Here is a 22,633-nt window from a genome sequence, read left to right as displayed (position 1 = left end):
TTCTCACCAAATCCCTATATTACCCGGGCCTTTGGGGCTGAAGAGAAACAAGATAGAGTAACATCGACCCATGAGGTGATCGCCACAAACTCAGTGCCATGTTCTCACATCTGACCGACAAGCTCGAGCTTGCCTTCAAAAAGCTGCGCGGCCTTGGCAAGATCTCGGAGACGAATATCAAGGACTCTATGCGCGAAGTCCGGCAGGCGCTGCTCGAAGCTGACGTCAACTTCAAGGTGGCGCGCGATTTCGTCAAGTCGGTCCAGGAGAAAGCAGTCGGCACTGAGGTACTCAAGTCTATCGATCCCGGCCAGCAGATTGTCAAAATCGTTCACGACGAGCTGGTCGAACTTCTCGGCGGGAAAGCCGCCCCGCTTGCCCCGGTCGACAAATCCCCCACTATCTACATGGTCTGCGGCCTGCAAGGCTCCGGCAAGACGACCCTGGTCGGCAAGCTGGCGCTTATGCACAAGCGCAAAAATCAAAAACCGCTCGTGGTGGCCGCCGATATCTACCGCCCCGCCGCGGTCAAACAGCTCAAGGTGCTGGCGGATTCGATCCAGGTCGAGCAGTTCTCTCTCGACGGACAAAACCCGGTAGAGATTTGCCGCCAGGCGGTGAAACATGCCGAGAAGAGCTTCATCGATCTGGTTATCTTAGACACCGCCGGGCGTTTGCACGTAGACGACGACCTGATGCTTGAGCTCGAGGAGATCAAGAAGGCCGTCAAGCCGCATGAGATTCTCTTGGTCGCCGACAGCATGACCGGCCAGGATGCGGTCAATGTCGCCGACGTATTCCACAAGCGCCTCAATATCACCGGTGTGGTGCTGTCCAAACTCGACGGCGATGCCCGTGGCGGCGCGGCGCTCTCGATCCGCAGAGTAACTGGCTGTCCGATCAAGCTCGCCTCGGTGGGCGAAAAACTAGGCGATCTGGAACCGTTTCATCCAGACCGCCTGGCGTCGCGCATTCTCGGCATGGGCGATATTGTTACGCTGGTCGAGAAGGCCCAGGCCACGGTCGACATGGAGCAGGCCAAGAAGCTCCAGCAGAAGCTGCTCAAGGCCAAGTTTGACTTCGAGGACTTTCTCGAGCAAATGAACCAGCTCAAAAAGATGGGACCGCTGGAGTCGGTGCTGGGGATGGTGCCTGGAATCGGAAAGGCGCTCAAGGGGATCAAATTCGACGAGAACGAGATCGAGCGCACCGCGGCGATTATCAAATCGATGACCCCGCAGGAGCGGCGCCATCCGCACCTTATCGACGGCTCCCGGAAGAAGCGAATCGCGCTCGGATCGGGCACATCGGTGCAGACGGTCAATCAATTGCTCAAGCAGTTCTTCGCCATGCAAAAGATGTTTGTGTCGATTGGAAAGAAAGATTTCAAAGGTTTACCCAAGAACTTAATGCCGTTTTAGTGATAAACTCTAAGGAGGATTTGGTAGTTGGCAGTACACATTAGACTTCGTCGGATGGGCAAGAAAAAGCGCCCGTATTACCGTATCGTGGCGGCGGATTCGCGCCGCGCTCGCGACGGCCGTTTTCTGGAGGTGCTGGGAACTTACAACCCGATCGAGCGCCCGGCGGTCGTGTCGGTCAAAGAGGAACGACTCACCTACTGGCTGAACACCGGCGCCGAGCCGAGCGATACGGTCAGTTCGCTCCTGACGCAGATCGGGTTTACTGAGAAGTATCACAAAGTCCGGGCCGGTCAGGATGTGGCCGAGTTGGCCCTCAAGGCCACGATTACGGAGCGCAAGAAGAAGACCCGGAAAGCCAAGAAGGCGGCGGCGGCCCGGGCACAGGCGGCTGAGGCCGAAGCCGCGGCGGCGGCCCAGCCTCCGGCCGAAGGCGAGAAGACCGAAGGTTGATAATGGCTGCGGCCGGCCACTTGCCCGGGATCGGTTACCCGGCGTGAACAAGTCGGCATTGGTGAGGATACGCCATGAAGGATTTCCTCGAGACGATTGTCAGGGCGCTGGTAGACAACCCGGAGGCGGTTGCGATCAGCGAGGTAGAAGGCTCGCGCACGACGGTTTACGAACTGCGAGTCGGCGCGGGTGATCTCGGCAAGGTGATCGGCAAATCCGGTCAGACGGCCAGGGCGATCCGAACGCTGCTGGCGGCGGCGGCCGCGCGCCAGGGCAAACGGGCAGTGCTGGAAATACTGGAGTAGTTGGAAACCAAAGGAGATCTGATACTGGTCGGCCGTCTCGGTCGCGCCCGCGGAGTGCACGGCTGGATCTGGATAACCCCCGACACCGACTTCCCCGAACGGTTCGGCGAGCTGGATCGGATTCTGGTGAGCGAACAGGACGCCTGGCGCGAACTCGAAATCGAGGCGGCGGAAGTTATCGGGGGACGGCCGGTGATCAAATTTGTCGGAATTGACAGTCGTGAGGATGCCGCCCGGTACACCAATCGCCAACTGGCCGTAGCAAGAACGCAACTGGTAGCGCTGCCGCCGGATACGCACTACGTTTTTGACCTGGTCGGCTGCGCGGTGCGCGATGCCGACAACGGACGGCGCCTGGGTGAGATTATCGACGTGATTCGCTACCCGGCCAACGACGTGTACGTGGTCAGGACTGACAGCGGTAAAGATGTCTTGTTTCCGGCGGTAAATGACTATGTGCGAAAGATCGACACCGTCCTGCGCACGGTAGTAGTGGTGAGCGGCGGCATGTTCGACGACACGGACGAGAAAAACGGATCATGAAGTTTGAGATTGTCACACTGTTTCCTGATTATTTCAGCCTGTCCATGCGGCAGTCACTGATCGGGAAAGCGTGGGACAAGCAGCTCTTTGACATAGTATTGGTAAACCCGCGTGACTTCGCGGTCGACAAGCATCATTCGGTCGACGACACCCCGTACGGCGGCGGCGGCGGCATGGTGATGATGCTTGAGCCGCTGGACCGCTGCCTGGAGTCGCTCGGATGGCCGCACAAGGGCAAAGAAAAGAGGCCCTCCAAAGAGCGGCTGATTCTCACCTCGGCGGCAGGCCGGGTGCTGGCGCAATCGCTGGCGGTAGAGTACTCATTGTGTGAGCGGCTCACGATTATCTGCGGCCACTACCTCGGCGTGGATGAGCGGCTGTTGAGCCTGTATGAGATCGACGAGGTTTCGATCGGCGATTACGTCCTCACCGGCGGCGAACCGGCCGCGGCGGTGATGGTCGACGCAGTCGCGCGGTTGATTCCAAGAGTGCTGGGCAATTTCGAGTCGGCGCTGGGTGATTCGCACATGGACCAGATCACCGGCGCCCCGTGCTACACCAAGCCGGCCGAGTATCTCGGTCTGAAGGTGCCGGAGGTGCTCGTATCAGGCGATCATGCCCGGATCCAGCAGTTCCGTACCGACGCCGCCCTGGAGAAATGCCGGCGCAACCGGCCAGATCTGTTCCGTAGACTGAGAGCCGCGGATCATGAAGGGCCGTCAGAATGAGACGAATAGAGAAGTTGATATAGAAAGGACATCATCATGAAACGAATCGCACAGATTGAAAAGAAGTTCATGCGTGACACCACCCCGGAGTTCCGTTCGGGCGACACCGTGCGGGTGCATGTACGCATCAAAGAGGGCGACAAGGAGCGTATTCAGATCTTCCAGGGGGACGTGATCAGCCGTCGCGGCGGAGGCACCGGCGAGACCTTCACGGTGCGAAAGATTTCGGAGGGGATAGGCGTGGAGCGCGTGTTTCCGCTGCATTCGCCGAACGTGGCGAAAATCGAGCGGGTTCGCCAGGGTCATGTCAGGCGCGGCAAGCTGTATTATATGCGTGATCTGACCGGCAAATCGGCGCGAATCAAAGAAGGCATGACCGGCAGCGAGAAAGAAGGCAACGGCGAGCCGGAGAAGAAGTAGCCGGTGCTTTTCAAAAGTGCTGCCGGGCGACACTGCCCGGCAGTTTTCTCCAGACAGACCCGGATCCGTTGCGTCAGGCCCTGCTCCGAGCCCGACTCGCCCTGCGGGTCGGGCTCGGAGTGAGACCTGACGCCGTTCGTGTTGCCTGGTCCCGCCGCGGCGGGCTTCCCGGCAGTCTCTTGCGTACCGATCGTTTCCCTGCGCTCGACTCAATTCCCAGAGCGTGCAACATAACTTCAGATTCGCCGTACCACTCGCTGAGGTGGTCAAGTGCGAACTGTTCTCTTTTTCCTCGCCTGTGCAGTCGTATCCTCAAACTTGCTGAGCTGCTACCGGGAATCATCGAAAACCGCGAAACAGCAGGTCGACTTCTCGGCCGCCACGGCCCTGCTGGACGTACTACAGGCCTCGGTCGATGAGTCCCCGAACTGTGACTCTATCACTGACCGACTATCATCGCTCCCCAGACAACAGCGCGATGCCTTGCTGGACAGCCTGATTGCCGCAAAGGAATCAAAGCCAGCGTTGGTTCGCCGCATCCATGCGCTTATTGAATCGCCCGCCTATCGTCTGTACTACCGGCAATTCCGCAACGTGAAGCCGGATGACCACCGTCGGATTCTACTGGCCCTCCCCTATGAGGCCATCCCCAGCCCGGCCGATATCTCCCGCAACCTGCTTGAAATAACCGTGCATCTTCCGTCGGTCCGAAGCTGGATCAAGGGATTGAGCTCGCGGATTGATCTTGACACTTGCCGCAGCATCGCGGAGCGCTGGCTCCCGGACGGCGAACACGAAATCCCCGAGACGTTTTTCATATTCGACGGGAACGGCGATGCTTTTGCCCATGACGGACAGGTTTGTTTCGATCTGTATTCTCTGGTCCTGGCGCGTCGGTCGCCGGACACCCGCTACGAGGGCCTGGACACGCTGTCCGCCGACGGCATCGAGCCCGTGCTGGCCCACGAGTTCCATCACATCTTCGCGCAGCCGTACTTCGCGCCCTCGCGGGACGAAGCCGCAGATTGGACGATCCGTTGGAGAAACCGGCTGATCCGGAGGCTGGTCACGGAGGGTACCGCCATGCATTGTAATCCTCCCGAGGGTTTCAATCGCACAATCAAGGAAGATACCGCGGTGGTCGTGCACTGGTTACGGGAGCTCGATAAGATGATGGCCCTGGTGAAGAGCGGTGAGGTTGCCGAAGAGGTCGCCTCGGACTGGCTGGGCAACACCTATCAGGAGGCTGCGAGGAGCGTCCTTCGTCAGTATCTGAGCCGGACAATTCCGGAGGATGAGCTGGAGCGGGAGGTGAAAGCGCATGAGATTGATCGCCCGTCGCTGGTCTACACCCTGGGCTGGTGGATGGTCTCGCATATCAGCGACAAGGGATTCAATCCCGAGGCAGTACACGAGCTAATCAAACATCCCCTTACTCTGTTCGAGCGGTATAACGCAAAAGTCAGCCCAGGCGCTGACAGTCTGAAAACTCACCGCTGATGGCCTTTGTCCAAGTCACGTACCGTGCGCCTTTTTCCTGATTGTCCGTGACGGGTCGGGGACGTTAACGGTTGTCGAATCCGCCCCGAAGCGGGTCTGGATTCGACCTACTTTCCTCTCAAACGTAGGTCGGGACCCTTGCAGTCCCGACGCCGTCACTGTCGGGCCGTGTCACCGTCACGTAGTCACCCTTCGACAGGCTCAGGGTGACTTGGGGGTGTCTTCGCCGACAGTGACCGTAGTGCACAGCCATGATTAATCCCACTCGGAGGCTGGGCCGTCGGTCCGCTGTCAGCCGGTGTCGCCTCACAGTACGCAAAACCCACGCGCAACCCGACAGCTACATCCCGAGAATCGTAAACGTCGTGTTCCCGTACTTTCGCTGCTGTACGATTCGCCAGGCTCCCCAGTCAATCTTGTCTGTTTCCGATGTATCGTGCTGGCAGATGATCTGCGACGTACGATCCTCGCCCCTGTAGGTCGAAACCCCTGCGGTTTCGACATCCGGTCCCTTGGAGATATCAAAACCAGAAGGTTTTTGACCTACGCCCATAATGAGTCTATGCTCAGCCAAGAGCTTCAGAGTGAGATCGATAATCCCCTTGTACTGCGGCGGAGCCATCATAATGATATCGAATCGTGATCCCTGCTGCTGGAGAGCTGGGATGACTGTAAAGACATCGCCGGTCAGACATCGGAGTCTGTCCCCGACACCAAGTTTTGTCGCCTGCGAATTGATCGCCTCGGCCAGGCGGGGCTCCAGTTCCACGCCGGTGCCGCTTTTTGCGCCGCGGGAGACCGCCTCGAAGACGTACGAACCGGTGCCGCTGAAGAGATCGAGATAATCGGCGTTGTCCAAGTAAGGCGTCAGGTAATCGAAAATCGCCTTGCGCAGTCGCGACAACGGCGGACGGGTTATGCCGAGATCGGGCGTGACGATCTTTTTGCCTTTCAGCTCACCGGCGATGATTCTGAATTCGAGTTGACGTTCTTTGGACATGTGTTGGTTTCGTACGGTTTTTTCGTGGGCGGCAGAGCCTGCCCCGGACTTGATCCGGGGGCCTCGCCCGTCCCTTTTCCCGCGTCACCTTGCCCGGGGCAGACCGGGAGGTCTGCCGCCCACGTACCACCTATTCAGCCGTATGTCGGGACCTTTACGGTCCCGACATTGTCGCTCTCGCCACCTTTGCCACGTCACAGGACCATAGGGGTCCTGCCCTTCGGGCCCAAAATACCCGGCGTGGTCAGGTAACAAAAGAGTTTTGACCAGCCGACATAATGTTTATAGTGAACCCGGCGTGTCTACACGACACTGTCAGTCCGGAGCATCGTGTGGCCATCAAATCGATCCTGTCAGACACTACACTAAGCGCGTTTCTCGAAAACCTCGAGACGATGCTTTACGAGCGCGGCTACTCGGGTGTTTGCGGGGTCGACGAAGCCGGGCGCGGGCCGCTCGCCGGACCGGTCGTCGCGGCGGCGGTGATTTTACCGCGTGAAGTCGAGATCGACGGGCTCGATGATTCCAAGAAGCTCACGCCGGCCAGGCGAGGCTACGTATTCGAGCAGATCGTGGGGCTGTCGCTGCCGTGCGCGGTAGGCATCATAGATCATGCGACCATCGACCAGATCAACATCCTGCAGGCATCGCTGCGCGCGATGCGCAAGGCGGTGATCGACCTCGATCCGCGCCCCGATGTGGTTTTGGTCGACGGCAATGCGTCGATTCCAAATCTGTCCCAGCCCCAGTTTGCGGTGGTCGGAGGAGACCGCCGCTGCCGCGCCATCTCCGCCGCCAGCGTTATTGCCAAAGTTACCCGCGACCGGATCATGGATCGGTACCAGGAGCTTTACCCCGGCTTTTCGTTTTCCACGCATAAGGGGTACCCGACCGCGGAGCACCTTCAGGAACTGCGCAAGCACGGGCCGTGCGACATTCACAGACGAACCTTCCGCCCCGTGGCCGAACTGGTCAACCAGTATGCCCTCTTCTAAGAACCCAAAGCCGAAGAACCGGCGCAGAATCGAAACGGGAAGAAGATTCGAGCGGTTGGCGGCTCGTTTCTACACTGACAACGGTTTCGAGATCATCGCGCGCAACTGGCGCGCGGGGCGGAGGGAAATCGATCTTATTGTGCGCAAGCAGGATGTGATCGCGTTTGTGGAGGTAAAAGCGTCGGTCGGCAAGAAGTTCGGTCATCCGATCGAGAGAGTAGATAAGAAGAAAATCGCCCACATGACCGATTCCGCCCGGCAATACATCATCAGCAATGACCTAAGCGGCGTCGATTTCCGCTTCGATGTAATCACCTTTCAGAGCGGCAAACTGGAGCACTATCCGAACGCGTTTGAGGTTGCTTAGCCGGCCTACTCCTTCGATTCTCTCAATATCGTCTCATACTTGTCGTCGCCGTGTAAGGCGCCGAGATCACTATCCACCCGAGCCTGCGCCACCAGCTTGGGATTCAATACCACCGCTTTCCTGAGCGCCTCCCGCGCACCCGGCCTGTCTCCGTTCGCCAGGCGAATCACCGCGAGATCGTAGAAAACTTCACCATAGTCCGGGGCCAGTGTGGCACAGCGCTCCATGGGCGGCAGAGCATCGGCGAACCGCTTTTCGGTAAACGCGGTCCAGGCGATATTCCAGGAGTAGTTCATCTGAGCGATATTCAGGATGCGCCCCAGTTCAAGAAACGGTTCGGGGTGGTCATCGATGCGGATATCGATAGCCCTATCAGTATAGCCGCCGTAGCCGGCACCCTCGCGTACTACCAGCAAGGCTGCGGATTGTTTACCTCGCGAGTCGCCGCCGGCCGCCTCGCCCGCCAGAAGAGCTGCGTACATCCGATCTGCAAGATTGCCACCCGTCTGCAGAAAGGCCTTTTCCATAGCGACCACCACCGCCTCGCCCGCGAGAATATTGCCCTGCACCGCATAATTCAGGCCGGAGCGCCCTCCCGCCCAGGCGGAGCAGCCGTCGCCGGTGTAAGTGACCGAGCGGCCATCGGCGGCGACAATGCCGAACTGGCGGCGGCCGGGATCGTTGTCGTTCTTGAGCAGGCTGTCGCGAATTTGCTCGGGAGTCATGCCCGTCTCCAGCATATCCAGCCCGCGCCAGCCAAACGACGTATTGCAGAACGCCTGCGTGGCTACTGCGCCGATTCCTGCTTTCGCCCACGGAACGACATTGCCGACCGTAAAGAACTTCGAGGCCACCGCCACACCGAGTTCGCCGGTGGCCGAGTCCCGCGCCACGATTGAAAACGTGGCTATTGGCTCTTGCCTGGCCGGTTCGCCGGCGTCAACGCCGGACGACACGCTGGAGACCGCCGTGATCACTAATGCGGGAGAAATCAGGTATCTGTTCATGTTTGCGTCCTCGCGACTACTTGATAACAGACCGGGCTAGCGCAGATCGACCGGACTCTGGGCGGCTGCGCGTACCGAATCGCGCATGTCGATCTTTCGTTGGCGCACGATAGAGTCTTCAATCCTGTAAAGCGAATCAACGCACTTCTGGACTTTTTGGGCAAACGGAAGAAGGTCTTCCGGCTGGTTTTCACGTCCGTTGAGGAATTCGAGCACCTTCTCACGCGGAACCGACTCCGCCTGCAGCAGCGAGTCCCGGTACGCGACAAATCGCTCCGGATCGTAGCGGTACCGGGCGGTGGCGATCCACACCTGCGCGGTGACCAGGGCTAGGCGGTTTTCCTCCAAAGATCGTTTCTCTGAATTCCAGCGATCCCAGAGCACATACCCGCCCACCGCCATGCCGAGGACCAGGAGCGGCAGCAGACGTTTCAGCCAAATCAAGGGAAACCAACTTTCGTTTGCACTGTTCCGTACAACGGGTAAATTATCACTCGCCTGATAGGTGGTCAAGAAAGCTTATGGAACTTAATTATCCGGTGCAGCGACGCTCAAGCCGCGCGGTCAAGATCGGCAATGTCATCATCGGAGGTGGTTTTCCGATCGCGATTCAATCGATGACTACGACTGATACCCGCGACGTGCCCGCCACGGTTAAACAGATAAACCAGTTATTCGAGGCCGGCGCCGATATCGTGCGGCTGTCGGTGCTAAACGCCGATGCCGGTGAAAAGCTGGCGGAAATCAGGAAGCAAGTCGACCGTCCGCTGGTCGCCGACATACACTTTCAGTACAAGCTGGCCCTGGCGGCTATTGCGGCCGGGTTTGACAAGATCAGGATAAACCCCGGAAACATCGGCGAGGACTGGAAAGTCCGCGAGGTCACCAAAGCTGCCAAGGATAAGGGCATTCCGATACGGATCGGTGTCAACTCCGGTTCGCTTCCCAAGGATTTGCTCGAGCAGTACGGCCACGACGACCCCCGCGCGTTTGTCGAGGCGGCGCTGCGCGAGGCGGCCATTCTCGAAGAAATGGACTTTCACGATATCGTTATCTCGGTCAAATCGACCAGCACCAATACCGCCTTCTGGGCCTACCACATGCTGGCCCAGCGGTGCGATTACCCTCTGCACGTGGGAATCACCGAGTCCGGCACGCTTGAGACCGGCACGGTCAAATCCTCGGTGGGTATCGGCGCGATTCTTCTCACTGGTATCGGCGATACAATCCGCGTTTCGCTTTCAGCGGATCCGATTCACGAAATCCGGGTCGGCAAGCAGATTCTCAAGTCGTGCGCGTTACGAAAAGAGGGCGTGGAGATTATCGCCTGCCCAACCTGCGGGCGGTGCCAGATCGATTTGATTCCACTGGCGGAATCGATCGAGCAGAAGACCAAGCATATGAAGTCATCGCTGAAAGTTGCGGTTATGGGGTGCCCGGTGAATGGTCCCGGCGAGGCGGCGGCGGCTGATGTCGGCATCACCGGCGGCAAGGGGAAGGCGATTCTGATGAAAAAGGGCGAGATCATCAAGACCGCGCCGGAGGCGGAGCTGGAAAAAATGCTGTTAGACGAGATCGAGGCGATGACCGGCGAGAAGGTGCAGCGGTAGTCACGGACACGATGATCGAAGAGGCCCCGGAAACGGGGTTTTTTCATTGGGGTCGCCGCAGAAAGATCATGCCGCTCATGCCGGAGATGTCCACATTGTTGTCGATTCTCCGCCCGTTAACCCAGTTCAGTACGATTTTGGCGGAGGCCGGGTGGCCCACCAGACCTGAAACGTGGGCCACCAGACCCGTTTTTTCATTTGGGCCGGCGCAAGAATAGGTAGCCGTTGAGTGAACGGATGTTCAGACTATCCCCGCCGAACCATATGCTTTTCAACACTACCATCGCCGACGAATCGACATCCACCGAATGGAAAGTCATATCCTGAGGAGACGGGTCATCGCTCTTCCGTTTCTCCATAAGTTCAGGCAGACGTTCTCTCATGGACACGACCGTAACGGCGCTCGTGTCATACGATACCCCCCTGAACTGCAGAGTCAGCCGGCAACTGGCGGTATCGAATTCCAGCCGACAGGTGTCCGACTCAAGAGTGAAGTTTCTGATCGACTTGGATGCCGACAAGTCGTCAAACCGGAGCATCAGATCGTAGCCCTCCGTGCTTATCGGTTCCTCATCGCCGAGTCTGAGGGGTGCGAACTTACCCCTGTCAAATGCCACGGCCGGGCTGGCATACGCAAAACCAAGCTTCTCCGTGGTGGCCTCGTCTCTGGTATAGAACGGGAGCGTATCCAATCCCTGTCGCGTGCTGTCCGGCAGCCATTCCGCAAACGCATCGAGTCCATGCATCTCGTTGAGATAACTCGTTGCGCTGCTCATTTGCTGCCGGTCTTCGAGGGTCGGTTCCGCCGGAGGTTTCTGGGCCGTGCCCTCGACCAGCATCCCGTTCCTGGCCATAAGTGCTGCCAGCCGCGCCTGCTGACTTCCGCGCGAGACGGCGAACGCGCTCCAGGGGCCGTAAGCCGAAAGAAACGCTATAAGACAGATAATGATCGGAATCAGGCGCATGTCTTTCCGTTTGGAGACGATCATGTACCCCACCCCAACCGCCAGCCCTACCGCCATCGCCAGCACGAAATAGCGGTTCTCCGTGACGCCGTAGTCCGAGATTCTTCGCATGATGGCCAGGAAGAGCATCACCACGAGCGGCACGAGGCTCAAATAGTACCACTTTGAGATCGCCTCAATCCACCGGCTTTCGATTCGCTCTCTCAATGGATGCAGGAGCAGCGACGAGAGTATCCCTATCACCGCGTACCAGAGAACCAGTTCGGATACCCACCCCCGGGGCCAGTTCCACTCGATGATGATCTTGGCCTCGTATGCGATCAGGATCACGAAATATATTCCGACCAGCGGCAAAAGTATGAACTGTGTGAACACTTTCAGGCCGCTCGGATACTCGTCGCTTTGGTTGAGCGCGGCCAGGTCTTTCGGCACACCGGCCAGGACGACCCAGGTGAAGAACAGGCCGACAATGGTTATCCAGAGACGGAAGTAGGTCTCGGGCTGGATGTCGGCCTCGAACAGGTGGTCTATCGCGGCCAGCGCCAGCGCCAGACCCAGGAACAGCACCACCGAATACAGCCCGGATATCAGGAGTCGTAGAAAAAGCGTCTTATTGTATTGCCAGAATCCGACCACCTGGTCCCTGCCGGTCCAGGGCAGCCATGCGACCAGGAAGTGCAAACCGATAAAGAGCAGTGCGAACCGGACCATGGGGTACATCGGTTCGTTGATTTTTGCCGGCAAAGAAAAGTAGTATGCGGTTAGTAACACGACACCTGCCGACTGCAGGAAGAGTTGTCCGGATCGCGCCCAGAGGCGTTTCTCCGCGAATGTCGTCAGCGCTACAAATAGTGGGATTCCGAGCGCAGCGCAGGCCAGGAGCTTTTCGAGCACGGGATACTGGCCGTCATAATCGCGATCGGCCAGCGTGACCGCTGCTGCTACGCCGATAAGGGCGCTTATAAGCGAGAGCGGAAAACGGGCGGCCGATGCCGCCGCCCCATGTATTATCTGATCGTAAGAGGGGAATCTCCTGAACACGCTCATACCTTCACCACCTGTCTGAGTGCCCGGTCAGGGGCTTTCCATAACGCGCCTGCAAAGTCGCAACCTTGAGGGTCGCCGAAACCAAACTTCTCACCTCAGGCGGCGCGGGTCAACAAGTGGTTTGCGAGATACAACAGAGCCACAGGCGGGCAGAGGCCGTGTGAACGGGGAAGAGTGGTCGTCCCCCGGGCCCCAGGTCAGGACTTCAACCCCCGCACGTAGATCGGGACGTTGTTGTTGACGATTGTCTCCGGGTCGTAGGATTTGCCCTGTAGTCCCTTCCAGAGCGAGTTGCCCATCGCGCAATCGAACACCATGCCGACAAAACACCTCGCGGTGATCTCGCTCTGCTTCTTGACAATCAGCCCCTGCTGGTGCATACGGTCGAGCTGCTCGACCAGGAACCTCACATACGGTCCCCTAATCAGCTCGAAAATCCGCTTGGCCTTGTCGTGCCCGCGAAGCGCGGCGTACAGCAGCAGGCGATAAATATCGGCGTTTTCCGTATAGAACGCGATAATGTGACGGGCTATCGATCTGAGCAGCGATTCGAGATCGTTCTCCTGCTCCAGTTGTTTGAACAGCTCCTCGTACTTGAGCCGGTCGCGAAGGGACTCGAGAACGCCAATGTAAATTGCGTCTTTAGAGGCAAAATGCCGGTAGATTGCCGGTTCAGTGATGCCGCATTGATCGGCCAGCTGCTTAACGGTTACCTTGTCGTAACCATCGCGGCTGAATGCCTCCGTAGCGAACACCAGGATTTGTGACTTGCGGTCGATTTTAGGTTTCATCTTAATCCTATGGTTGTTAGGACTAACTAACAATGATTATCCACAAAGTCAATGGATAAGTCGGGCGATTATGTCTGGCGGGAACCCGGATCGATAGGACATAGTACTCCCCCACCGTCTACTTTCCGGAAGTGTGCTCCTTTTGCGGAACCACCATGACCGATTTCTCCCGTTCGACTGTCACCAGTCCCGGCTTGGCATTGCGCGGTTTTCTCACGTAGCGTCTCTCGGTATAGGCGACGGCGACCAGGCTGTCATGGCGGGCCTTGCTGTGCCAGGCGGCAATCGCGGCGGTTTCCTCGATCTCCCGTTTTGACGGGGCAAAAGATTTGTTCGGGTATTTCATCACCACATGCGAGCCCGGACACTGCTGCGTGTGGAACCAGAGTTCGTAAGGTTTGGCAAAGTCGAACGTTGTCCGATCGTTGTCGGCCCCGTCGCGGCCGATATAGATTGTCAGCCCCGTGGACAGCCTGGCTTCGCGGTAGGGCAGTCTCGGCTGGGTCTCACGCTTGGGCGCCTCGCGAGGAAGCAGCGACTGAAGCTCGGCATGGTACTGCTTTTGTGCCGACTCAAAATCAGTCTCCAGTTCAGTCAGCATTTTGCGCAGCGCCTCGAGCTCCTGGCCGGCGATTTCCCCCCGCCTTCTCAGAAGGTCCAGCCCTTCGCGCCCCTTGCGGTGCCGGCGGAAGTACTCATCGATGTTCTCCTGCGGGCCGGCAGCCGGATCCAGGTCGATGTGCACGGTGGGCCGGTGAGGATCGAGGATGTCCTCGACGGATATCGTCTTCAATCCCTTCCTGAGCCTATCGCGGTGAAGCTGAAGCAGCTCGCCGATCCGCTTGTACTTCCCGTAGTCGGCCGCTTTGGCGATATCGAGTTCTATATTGTGCACCAGTCTCTCGTGACGCTTGATCGCTCCGCTGACCGCTTTCAGCAGGCGCTGTTCCTCGGATACCTCGCTGACTACCGTCTGACGGCGATTGACCATCTCCATAGTCGCCAACGAAAGCGTCCTGAACTTCTCGGGTTCGATATCGGTCGATTCTAACCGGAAGGGGTAAACTTCGATTCCGCCCTTGAAAGTGTATAGATAACCTGCGTGCCCCACCTCGAAACGCGAGGCGACCTGTGTGATCGCCTTCGCGAGCGCATCAGCTTGCTCGGCGGTAATGGCGACGGAATCAGGCGAATGTATCCTCGCGCGCACGAGCGCCTCCCGCGCCAGAGTATCGTTGAAACCAAGCAGCACGCCCTTGAGAACGGCCACTGCCGAGCGATTGCTTTCCTGCCGCATTCTCGCCAGAAGACCATCACCGCTGATATCGTATGGGCCGATACGATCTCCGGTCTCCGGAGCCTGGTAGACTTCACCCGGAGTGAACTTGCGATTACGCAGCGTCGCTGACTTGCCGCCGCTTTGGTCGAGCAGCCAGACATTACCGTTCGGACCGAGCGCCTCAAACAGTATGCGACAGGGTACGCCGTCGCGTGTGACCTTCATTTCGAATATGCGATCGAGGTGCGGCTGGACTATACCGGTGACTTCGGCGTTGTCGAGTCCGAAAATCGGCCAGGGCTTCTCGGTCGTATCCAGTTTGATCTTCGACACCGGCACACAGAAACACCCTGATCCGGCCGGATGATAGACCAAAGCCAGCCCGTGGCGTTCCCGCCCGCGCTGAACGACAAAAAGGGCGGTCCGCAGCTTTTTGTAGAACTCGGTGGCGACAATCCGCCCGCCTTCGAGTTCCGCTTTCAACTCGGCTACGAGCGCGGCGATATGAAGCGCGGTTTGCATCGGGCGAATATAGACCTGTCCGGAACTGGCGACAAGATTCAAGGGCAGCGGGTCGTTGGACCGCACGGAACAGCATTCTCGTGCTTTCGGGCAGGTCTACGCGACAGATGACGTGGCTGTTTGAACTGGCGCTTTCTCAGCCTTGTCGCTAACCTGCAAATTGCCTCTGAAGCAACACAGTTAACCGCCGGCAAAAGGAGCTACGATGAAATACGGTGCTCGAAATCAGATCAAGGCGAGAGTCAAGTCGATCAAGACCTGCGATATTATGACCCCGGCCAAATTCGACGTCATCGGCCCGGCCCAAATGGCCTCGGTGCTGACCACCGACTCGGCGGTCGATATGGGCCTCAAAGTCGGCGACGAGGTGCAGTTGATCGTTAAGGCTATTCACGTACTCCCGGTAATAGATTGATATACAAAGGGTTAAGTGAAGCCAGAGGCTCCTCAGAAAAATAGAGCCAAATTCTCTTTTTTTTTGGAACTTCCGCCGGTAGTGGCGCGTTTCACTACTTGAAAGCCAAAGGGAGTAAGGCTTGCTGGAACATTTCAGCCCAACCACATCGCGAGAACGGGGCCGCAAGGCCCCGTTCTTATTTTAGGTCCCGCCCCTCCGCACTTTCATGGATCAAAAGGTCAAAAAAATTGTTGAATCCGAGAACAGCAGCGGTCAGCTTGGCGTGACTTCACGTATGACACCTGGGCGGACAACGGCACTGCAATATCGCTGCTGTGAAAATTGACGTCCTTACGGAAGAGCGCGTGCAAAACCTCTCAGCAGGGATGTCCGTGGCGGGGCAAGGATGCCCCGCCATGTTTATTTGTACGGGGGCGGTAACACGAGAGGGCATTGGCGAGCAAGTCGGTTCAGCCCCAGGCCGCAGGCTGACCAGGGTACCGGCCCCGGCATCTTGACGGTTGCACGCGGCCGCCGCGCGCCGTGGGAGGCTCTCCTACCCCAACCGCAAATTCGGGATCGCGTTGGCGATCAGCTCGCCGGGGCCGTACTTTTCGAAATTGTAGTATCCGGCCGCGGCGATCATCGCGGCATTATCGGTACAGAGCTGTAACGATGGATAAAACATCCGCCCACCTATCGCTTTCACCTCCTCGTGCAGCCGGGTGCGAAGGCGGCTATTGGCCGCTACGCCGCCGGATATAGTCACATGCCGCACGCCGGTGTGCTGAGCAGCCAGTATCGTCTTTGAAACTAGCGCATCCACTACCGCTTCCTGGAACGATGCGGCAATGTCGGCCTTGTTTTTTTCAAGTTCTTCAGGTGTGAGCTTTGCCAGATAGATCGCCACTGCCGTCTTCAATCCGGAAAACGAGAACTGGTAGTCATCTTTCATGACAGCTCGGGGAAAGCGATGATGTCTCGCGTTTCCGGTCTCGGCCAATTTGTCCAGAGCCGCTCCGCCCGGATACCCCAGCCCCATGATCTTTGCGACCTTATCGAACGCCTCGCCGGCGGCATCATCGCGGGTCCGTCCCAGCACGTTGTACTCACCGAAAGAGAGAACCTCTACCAGCATCGTGTGGCCGCCGGAGACAATCAGCGTTAGATGGTGTTTGTCAAGTTCGCGATGTTCGAGCACGTTCGCCGCGAGATGCCCCTCGAGGTGGTTCACCGGTACAAACGGCAGCTTGCGCGCGTACGCCAACCCCTTGGCGAAACTAAGGCCCACTAACAGCGGGCCCACCAGGCCGGGGCCGACTGTCGCTGCCACAAGTCCGATATCATCAAGAGCAACGTTGGCATCCGCGAGCGCCTGCTTGTAGATCGGCACAATCGCCTTTACATGCTCCCGGCTGGCCACCTCCGGTATCACGCCGCCGAACCGCGAGTGCACCGCCTGTGACAGGATCACGTTTGACAAAACATCGCGGCCATCGCGAACAACTGCCGCCGAGGTTTCGTCGCAAGAGGTCTCAATCCCCAGCGTTATCATATGGAATACTGACGACCGCAACCGAATCGATCGACAGCGACTTCAAACGAAACCCCGGTGGACAATCAAAGTGAACCCTGGTGCGGTTGCCGGGGCCGATCTGGTGGTAGTCGACGGAGAGGGTCAGTGCATTGGGATCGACGCGATCGATTTCGTCGGGCGGGCCGGTCAGCTCGACCCGCACAAAATCGGGCCGCGTGCGTGTCTCAGTGTTGGGCGGGGCATTGAAGATCTGAATCGGTAGACGTTCGAATACCCGTGTCTTTACCGGAAAGACCGGTATGGTAATCGATACCGAATCCGGCTCGACCCGGAAACCGTACCCGATCGGCTGCTCGAGAGGCAGCGTTATAGTCACCGGGTTACGCAGCGTTCCCAGTCTACGCGGAGCTGTCCGCAGCGAGTCAATATCTTTCAGCCGGGATCGCGGCCCTATAAGCGACGCCGATGCCGGCTCGAGGTGCAATTGCTGACCCACGGCGAAACCGTCATCCGCGGATACCTCAATCCTCGCCGCCACCGGCAGCTTGACTGATGACTCCGCGTCGATTTCCAGACGGGTAACTTTAGGCGAGGAAATCTCCTGGAGCGTCACCTCGGTGGTCGGATGCACCAGCGCTGTGTTCTGCGTGGAAAGATTGATATTGAAGCGCCCGGCGCGAAACTGGCTGGCGTTAATGCGGACGCCCTCGCTGCGCCATCGGCGGCGCAACAACTGTTTGCCGGTAGCGAGCACCGAAACCTCCAGAGAATCCGGGGGCGGTTCCGCCAGCACGAGACCGTCGCTGAGGGTGATCTCGCTTATCGGCAGGCTTACGACATGGTTGTAGATTTTCTCGGTCTCGACATGAAGCCACACCAGCAGCCCGAGACAAAACGCGACGATCTTGAGCCAGAAGTTCTTGAACAGCCAGTTCATCAGAGGGCATTCTAAGCTAAATCAGGAGGGCAATCAACTGTATTTGTGAGCGGTCAGATTCAGGCCGCTCGGGCCGGAATCGCCACAGCAGCATCTCCTTTTGCGACATGATTCCTATGGTGGCTCATCATCCCGGTGGGTTTCATCACGATGACAGCCGCCAAGGCCGCCCCAAGCTGCGGCGGAATTGCTCCGGCGAAGCGCAGCGGCATTCTGCCATTCACGCCCAAGCCAACCCGCTATTCTCTCAAGACTTTTCGATTCCCGCCGCCTCCCTGCTCCCGTATAATGCCTTATGCACAATCTTCGCCGGAGCATTTCCAACCTGCTGCAGTATGTCGGAGTCGAGTCCCGGGATTACTACCATGCCGTACCCACTGTCATCCATGATCGCACCGACCCCCTTGCCTACTATGTTGACTTTCGCAGCCGCGCCGCCTACCCCGGACCGTTTGACCCGTCCGGATTGCCCCTGACGCCGATTCCCAACGGCGCGGTCGTCTTCCCCACCCACCTGGCGATGTATGCACTGGGACATCTGGAACTCTACCATCGCGCGAAAACAGAGGAAAGCTTGAGCCGGGCCCGAATCTGCGCCGAGTGGCTGGCGGCCAATCAGCAGGCCGACGGTTCCTGGATGGTGACTATTCCCAAGAAGGAGTTCGGGCTGACAGTGCCGTTCAGGTCGGCCATGGTGCAGGGACTGGGCATGTCGGTTCTGTGCCGTGTGGGCGCGGTGCTCGGCGAGTCTCGCTATCTCGATTCCGCCGTGCGGGCGCTTGAACCGTTGGGGCGAGATACAGCCGACGACGGCGTGACGACTTACCACGATGCCGGACCGTTTTACGAGGAGTACCCGTGCCGCCCGGCGTGCCACGTGCTCAACGGGTTCGTCTATGCGCTGTGGGGATTGCATGATCTGGCACAACAAAACTCATCCTATGCACAGCAACTGTGGGATGCCGGCGTGAAGACTCTGGCCGCCTGGCTGCCGCGCTATGATATCGGCTACTGGTCGCTGTATCATCTTCCGGAGACGCCGCGCAATCCCGCCACCGTGCCATATCACCGACTACACATCAATCAACTGGCCGCGATGCACTTGCTGACATCGGAGCCGGTTTTCAAAAAGTACGAAGATCGCTGGCGGGGTTATCTGTCGAGCCGGATGAACGCGCTTCGCACGCTGCCGGCTAAGCTGAGGTGGCGGATGGCAATCTTCTAGGGCAGGATCCCACGGCGCTTCGACGTCGTGATTCTGCCGTTGATTATAAATGGCAGAATTGCCGGTCGCTCACTGACGCAAGCGACCAAGGAATTCTGCCCTACGAATACTGTCGGGTTTCTCACCCCAATGATTCATGTTCGGAACCCGACCTACGAGTTTCAATCCGGTTTCTAATGGTCTCAAACAGCCGTGTCGGTTCGGGCAGCTTCAATGCGAAGGACGAAGCTACATATACGGCGAGTCCGACAATGCCTACAACAATCAGCCACACGAATTGGGCAGTCAGGCCGGACGCAAGCGGCGCCGGCCATATCTGCCGGGCGGCCAGCCATACGAGAACCGTGCCCGCGGCAGCCACAAGCAAGCGAAACAGCCATCGCCGCGTGTCATCGGCGAGCGTGAGTCCGGCACGGCGAGCGAGGTCTTTGGTCATGATCATACTTGTCGCCAGCCAGGCAAGCGAGGTCGCCAGCGCGAGGCCATTAGCGCCCAGCCATCGAACGAGTGCAACCGACGCAATCAGTTTGAGCATGAGGGTGAGTCCAAGCGTAAAACCAAGTTGCGTGAGCAGTCTCTTCGCGTAATAGTACCTGATCCGGTAGAAGTAGAGGCCGTAGAATATCAGCCCGAGCGAATAGCACAGAAGCGGCCCGGCGGTCAGTCCGACCGAATACTGATCAAACTCGCCCCGACGAAACGCCACCGAGACGACCTCAGGTGCAAACACAATCATCGCCGCCACAAGCGGCGCGAGAACATAAAGGACAAGACGAATCGTCTCCTGATAGAATGACTTCAGTCGCTCCGGCTGGTTGGCGGCCATGTCTGCAATCCAGGGAAACGACGCAGCCGCGAAAGTCACTACCAGCATTCCCGGCGGAACCATCGCCAGAAACAGGGCGTAGCGTAACGCGGCGATTTCCCCGTCGCCTAAGTATCTAACAGCGAGAAATCTATCTATGGCCGGATACAGAAGCGACGTTGCCTCGATAGCTGCGACTATCATCGTCATTTTCAAGAGGGGCGCTATGGCCGCATCGCCCTGACCTGCCGGCCGACCCGGACGAACGACTCTTATCGCCATGACCACATGCATAACCAACAGCAACACGGACGCGCTCAACCAGCCGTAGGCAAGGGTATCGATCTGGAGGGCGTCATAACCAAGCAGAATCCACCCGATCAGCACAAGGTCGAGCACGATAGGCGACAGCGCCGGCGCCACGAAATGCTTGCGGTGAAACAGCCAAGCGCGGAAATACGCCTCGAGCCCGCGAAACAAAACCACCAACGCCAGAATGCCCAGCAGCCGCGCGGCCGACACGGCGGCCTCCGGCGAAAGCTCGCCGGCAGACCAACCGATGATCTCGTGCCGCGCCAAGATCAGACTCGACGTCACCAGGAGCAGAATTCCGCCAATGGCATAAAAGCCGTTCCAGAAAAGCGAGTTCTCCCTGTTCCGCTCTTGCCGCCCTACAGCGGATACCGTCTGGATAACGGTGGTCGGCAGTGCCGCGAAGATGACAAAGGTCATTATTTCCGGAATGATGAAAGCGATCAGAAAGATGTCGAGCGCTGCCGAGGTGCCGAAATAATCGGCCGTGACTGCCTCCCGCAGGTAGCCGAAAAGCCGCCCCAGCACGTTGCCGCCGACTGTCACCAGCGTTGCGGCGACTAGTGTCTGTTTCGTCAGCCGTTCGGTCATGCCTCGAACCCGCCGTGTGGAGGCCGTGATGTTGGTCCCTGCACGAGTGCCGCCACAGTCTCGTGCAGGGCGGCGCGGTAATGCAGGCCGCCCGTTTCGGTGGCGCGCATGATGCGGCCGAAGCTTACGAACTCGGCCCAGCCCGCCAAGCGCACCTCGCGGATTTCATGCCGGTCAGTGTATTCGAAATCGCCGTCAAGATAGTCGGCAAGAAATACAAACGATCGCCACGGCACGCTGTCGTCCACATGATGAAATCTCACGGCGGTTTGCAGCAGGAATTTGTCTATGCTGATGCGGCAGCCGGTCTCCTCGGCAACCTCGCGGTGGATGCCGGATTCGAAACTCTCGCCCGGCTTAAGCCCGCCCGAGGGCGCCCGATAAAGCCCGGGCGGATAGATGTGCTTCGCGATGACGACTATCTGCTCACCCTTGCGAATATACAGCGTGACATCATGATTGCGGCCGTCGACTTGCGACGCCCTGATGCGTTCGAGCTCCCTGCGGGTAGTCTCAAAACGATACCCCCGGTGGTGCGGACGGCCGTATTTCGCCGTCATATCGGCAATCATTTGATCGGTGATATACACGGCTCAGAACAGCGCGACAATTTCCGTCTGAAGCGGCAGTGTGGCCACCTCGGGACCGTTCTCGGTGATTAAGCAATTGATTTCGGTGCGGAAGCCGGAGTCGACGAAATAAACCCCCGGTTCAATTGAAAACAGATGACCGGTCTGCAACACACGGCCGTCCTCGGTTTCGAGATTGTCGATATTGGGGCCGTCGCCGTGAACATTTGAGGTAATGGAATGCCCGGTGCGGTGTGTAAAGTGCGGACCGAGCCCGGCGGCCTCTATCACCGCCCGGCAGGCATCGTCCACTTCGGCGCCGAGCACAGGACGCCTCCCGATATTCTCGCGCAAAAACGCGAGGGCGGCATCGCGGGCTTGCACGACCACCGCGAACCGCTGCGCGTGCGATGCCGGTATCTCGGCGCGCGTCCCGGCGAACCCCATCCATGTGATGTCGGCATATACGCCATCGGCATTGTCAAAGCGTGCCCAAAGGTCGATTAGAATCAAATTCCCTTTTCTTATCGGCGCAGACGATTGCTGAGTGGGCTCGTAATGCGGGTTGCCGGCGTTGGCATCGACCGAACAATTCGGAGTAACATCAAAGACAAGGCCGCTCGCCTTGAAACGGTCCGTGATAAACTTGCAGACATCGTATTCGTTGATGCTGCGACCGCTACTGAGGGCGTCGGCGATGAACTTGAACGCTTCATCCTTGATCTGATTGACCAATTTGGCGGCACGGCGATGACTATCCACCTGTGCCAGCGAGAGACGGGCCTGGAAATCGGCAACCAGATCGGCCGATGAGACAGTTTCCACGCCGAAACTTCGCACCAGTTCAATAGTGCCGGCGTCGACCAGGCCGATATAGGGCAGACGCCCCTGGGATGAGTATTCCATCGCGATTCTCTTCGCCCCGCGCAGTATCTTCGCCAAATCAGCCTCCAGACCGCGATATCCTCTATAGGTTTTGACCCGGCCGGGCACGTGAGTGAAGCGGCTCTGCTCTATTGGGTTTACCAGTGCTATCGGTTCGCCGTTGGCGGGAATAAAATAGAACGCCCGGCGCGTAAGATGCGACGATAGTCCCATGGCGCGGACCGCAATTTCGTTACGCCCGTGAAAGTCAGCCAATAGCCAGCCATCGAGTTGGTGTTCTTTGAGATATTGTTGAATCTTCGGGATGTCCATAGTCACTCCTCAGGGCGGAAGGATAGCAGATTGGTGCGCGAAGGACAATGGAAACGTTTTGGTAGCATGGGTAGGGCAGAATCCACGGGTCGTTCGCGGCAGGTGGGAGG

General features: G+C 58.4%; 24 protein-coding genes. 12 read left to right on the top strand and 12 right to left on the bottom strand.

The features are described from left to right. Positions 1-98 precede the first annotated feature (98 nt). The 7 genes from ffh (at position 99) to AB1772_01845 (ending at position 5,370) form a co-directional block, all read left to right on the top strand. Positions 99-1,421: a signal recognition particle protein gene (gene ffh / locus AB1772_01875; protein MEW5795087.1), complete on the top strand. Its 1,323-nt coding sequence runs from the start codon at positions 99-101 to the stop codon at positions 1,419-1,421. A 27-nt stretch (positions 1,422-1,448) separates the two neighbouring features. Next, entirely contained in the window at positions 1,449-1,874 is a 426-nt protein-coding gene (gene rpsP, locus AB1772_01870; protein MEW5795086.1) for a 30S ribosomal protein S16, read from the top strand. A gap of 74 nt (positions 1,875-1,948) precedes the next feature. Then, positions 1,949-2,179 carry a KH domain-containing protein gene (locus AB1772_01865; protein ID MEW5795085.1) on the top strand — a complete coding sequence of 77 codons (231 nt, stop codon included), beginning with the start codon at positions 1,949-1,951 and terminating at the stop codon, positions 2,177-2,179. After that, positions 2,180-2,722: a ribosome maturation factor RimM gene (gene rimM / locus AB1772_01860; protein ID MEW5795084.1), complete on the top strand. Its 543-nt coding sequence runs from the start codon at positions 2,180-2,182 to the stop codon at positions 2,720-2,722. Continuing rightward, positions 2,719-3,450, top strand: coding sequence for a tRNA (guanosine(37)-N1)-methyltransferase TrmD (gene trmD / locus AB1772_01855; protein MEW5795083.1), 732 nt, complete (start codon positions 2,719-2,721; stop codon positions 3,448-3,450). The genes rimM and trmD overlap by 4 nt, the downstream gene beginning before the upstream one ends. A gap of 36 nt (positions 3,451-3,486) precedes the next feature. Continuing rightward, positions 3,487-3,870: a 50S ribosomal protein L19 gene (gene rplS / locus AB1772_01850; protein ID MEW5795082.1), complete on the top strand. Its 384-nt coding sequence runs from the start codon at positions 3,487-3,489 to the stop codon at positions 3,868-3,870. Positions 3,871-4,140: 270 nt separating this feature from the next. Next, entirely contained in the window at positions 4,141-5,370 is a 1,230-nt protein-coding gene (locus AB1772_01845; GenBank protein ID MEW5795081.1) for a DUF5700 domain-containing putative Zn-dependent protease, read from the top strand. Between the two features lie 340 nt (positions 5,371-5,710). On the opposite strand, the gene AB1772_01840 is transcribed toward AB1772_01845, so the two are convergent. Continuing rightward, positions 5,711-6,370, bottom strand: coding sequence for an RsmD family RNA methyltransferase (locus tag AB1772_01840; protein ID MEW5795080.1), 660 nt, complete (start codon positions 6,368-6,370; stop codon positions 5,711-5,713). Between the two features lie 332 nt (positions 6,371-6,702). Between AB1772_01840 and AB1772_01835 the strand changes: the two genes are divergently transcribed. Continuing rightward, a complete protein-coding gene (locus AB1772_01835) occupies positions 6,703-7,365 on the top strand; it encodes a ribonuclease HII (protein ID MEW5795079.1) in 663 nt (220 codons plus the stop codon). Further along, a complete protein-coding gene (locus AB1772_01830; GenBank protein MEW5795078.1) occupies positions 7,352-7,732 on the top strand; it encodes a YraN family protein in 381 nt (126 codons plus the stop codon). The genes AB1772_01835 and AB1772_01830 overlap by 14 nt, the downstream gene beginning before the upstream one ends. Before the next feature lie 5 nt (positions 7,733-7,737). Here the strand turns inward: AB1772_01830 and AB1772_01825 are convergent, their stop codons facing one another. Both AB1772_01825 and AB1772_01820 read right to left on the bottom strand, forming a co-directional pair. Further along, positions 7,738-8,739 (bottom strand): DUF1028 domain-containing protein, encoded by a 1,002-nt coding sequence (locus AB1772_01825; GenBank protein ID MEW5795077.1) that lies wholly within the window; start codon positions 8,737-8,739, stop codon positions 7,738-7,740. 36 nt (positions 8,740-8,775) lie between these two features. Further along, a complete protein-coding gene (locus tag AB1772_01820) occupies positions 8,776-9,183 on the bottom strand; it encodes a hypothetical protein (protein ID MEW5795076.1) in 408 nt (135 codons plus the stop codon). 77 nt (positions 9,184-9,260) lie between these two features. On the opposite strand from AB1772_01820, the gene ispG reads away from it, so the two are divergent. Further along, positions 9,261-10,349: a flavodoxin-dependent (E)-4-hydroxy-3-methylbut-2-enyl-diphosphate synthase gene (gene ispG, locus AB1772_01815; GenBank protein ID MEW5795075.1), complete on the top strand. Its 1,089-nt coding sequence runs from the start codon at positions 9,261-9,263 to the stop codon at positions 10,347-10,349. Positions 10,350-10,392: 43 nt separating this feature from the next. On the opposite strand, the gene AB1772_01810 is transcribed toward ispG, so the two are convergent. From AB1772_01810 to AB1772_01795, 4 genes are all read right to left on the bottom strand, one after another. Next, positions 10,393-10,530, bottom strand: coding sequence for a hypothetical protein (locus AB1772_01810; protein ID MEW5795074.1), 138 nt, complete (start codon positions 10,528-10,530; stop codon positions 10,393-10,395). Positions 10,531-10,543: 13 nt separating this feature from the next. After that, on the bottom strand, positions 10,544-12,361 hold the full coding sequence (locus AB1772_01805; GenBank protein ID MEW5795073.1) for a DUF4153 domain-containing protein: 1,818 nt from the start codon (positions 12,359-12,361) through the stop codon (positions 10,544-10,546). A 197-nt stretch (positions 12,362-12,558) separates the two neighbouring features. Further along, on the bottom strand, positions 12,559-13,152 hold the full coding sequence (locus AB1772_01800; protein MEW5795072.1) for a TetR/AcrR family transcriptional regulator: 594 nt from the start codon (positions 13,150-13,152) through the stop codon (positions 12,559-12,561). A gap of 118 nt (positions 13,153-13,270) precedes the next feature. Next, positions 13,271-15,019, bottom strand: coding sequence for an NFACT RNA binding domain-containing protein (locus AB1772_01795; GenBank protein ID MEW5795071.1), 1,749 nt, complete (start codon positions 15,017-15,019; stop codon positions 13,271-13,273). 139 nt (positions 15,020-15,158) lie between these two features. On the opposite strand from AB1772_01795, the gene AB1772_01790 reads away from it, so the two are divergent. Then, on the top strand, positions 15,159-15,368 hold the full coding sequence (locus AB1772_01790; GenBank protein ID MEW5795070.1) for a TOBE domain-containing protein: 210 nt from the start codon (positions 15,159-15,161) through the stop codon (positions 15,366-15,368). Positions 15,369-15,906: 538 nt separating this feature from the next. Here the strand turns inward: AB1772_01790 and tsaD are convergent. Continuing rightward, positions 15,907-16,905, bottom strand: coding sequence for a tRNA (adenosine(37)-N6)-threonylcarbamoyltransferase complex transferase subunit TsaD (gene tsaD / locus AB1772_01785; GenBank protein MEW5795069.1), 999 nt, complete (start codon positions 16,903-16,905; stop codon positions 15,907-15,909). Continuing rightward, entirely contained in the window at positions 16,886-17,824 is a 939-nt protein-coding gene (locus AB1772_01780) for a hypothetical protein (GenBank protein MEW5795068.1), read from the bottom strand. Before AB1772_01780 ends, tsaD begins: the two co-directional genes overlap by 20 nt. 295 nt (positions 17,825-18,119) lie before the next feature. Between AB1772_01780 and AB1772_01775 the strand changes: the two genes are divergently transcribed. After that, positions 18,120-19,049: a D-glucuronyl C5-epimerase family protein gene (locus AB1772_01775; GenBank protein MEW5795067.1), complete on the top strand. Its 930-nt coding sequence runs from the start codon at positions 18,120-18,122 to the stop codon at positions 19,047-19,049. A gap of 121 nt (positions 19,050-19,170) precedes the next feature. Here the strand turns inward: AB1772_01775 and AB1772_01770 are convergent, their stop codons facing one another. Genes AB1772_01770 through AB1772_01760 form a run of 3 tightly spaced genes read right to left on the bottom strand, consistent with a single transcriptional unit; the run spans position 19,171 to position 22,523 of the window. After that, positions 19,171-20,757: a lipid II flippase MurJ gene (locus tag AB1772_01770; protein MEW5795066.1), complete on the bottom strand. Its 1,587-nt coding sequence runs from the start codon at positions 20,755-20,757 to the stop codon at positions 19,171-19,173. Then, positions 20,754-21,317: an NUDIX hydrolase gene (locus AB1772_01765; GenBank protein MEW5795065.1), complete on the bottom strand. Its 564-nt coding sequence runs from the start codon at positions 21,315-21,317 to the stop codon at positions 20,754-20,756. Before AB1772_01765 ends, AB1772_01770 begins: the two co-directional genes overlap by 4 nt. A gap of 33 nt (positions 21,318-21,350) precedes the next feature. Then, positions 21,351-22,523: a Xaa-Pro peptidase family protein gene (locus tag AB1772_01760; protein MEW5795064.1), complete on the bottom strand. Its 1,173-nt coding sequence runs from the start codon at positions 22,521-22,523 to the stop codon at positions 21,351-21,353. Between the last annotated feature and the right edge of the window lie 110 nt (positions 22,524-22,633).

This window comes from Candidatus Zixiibacteriota bacterium (assembly GCA_040752815.1).
Taxonomy (GTDB): domain Bacteria; phylum Zixibacteria; class MSB-5A5; order GN15; family FEB-12; genus JAGGTI01.
This window is presented reverse-complemented; position numbering and strand designations above follow the sequence as displayed.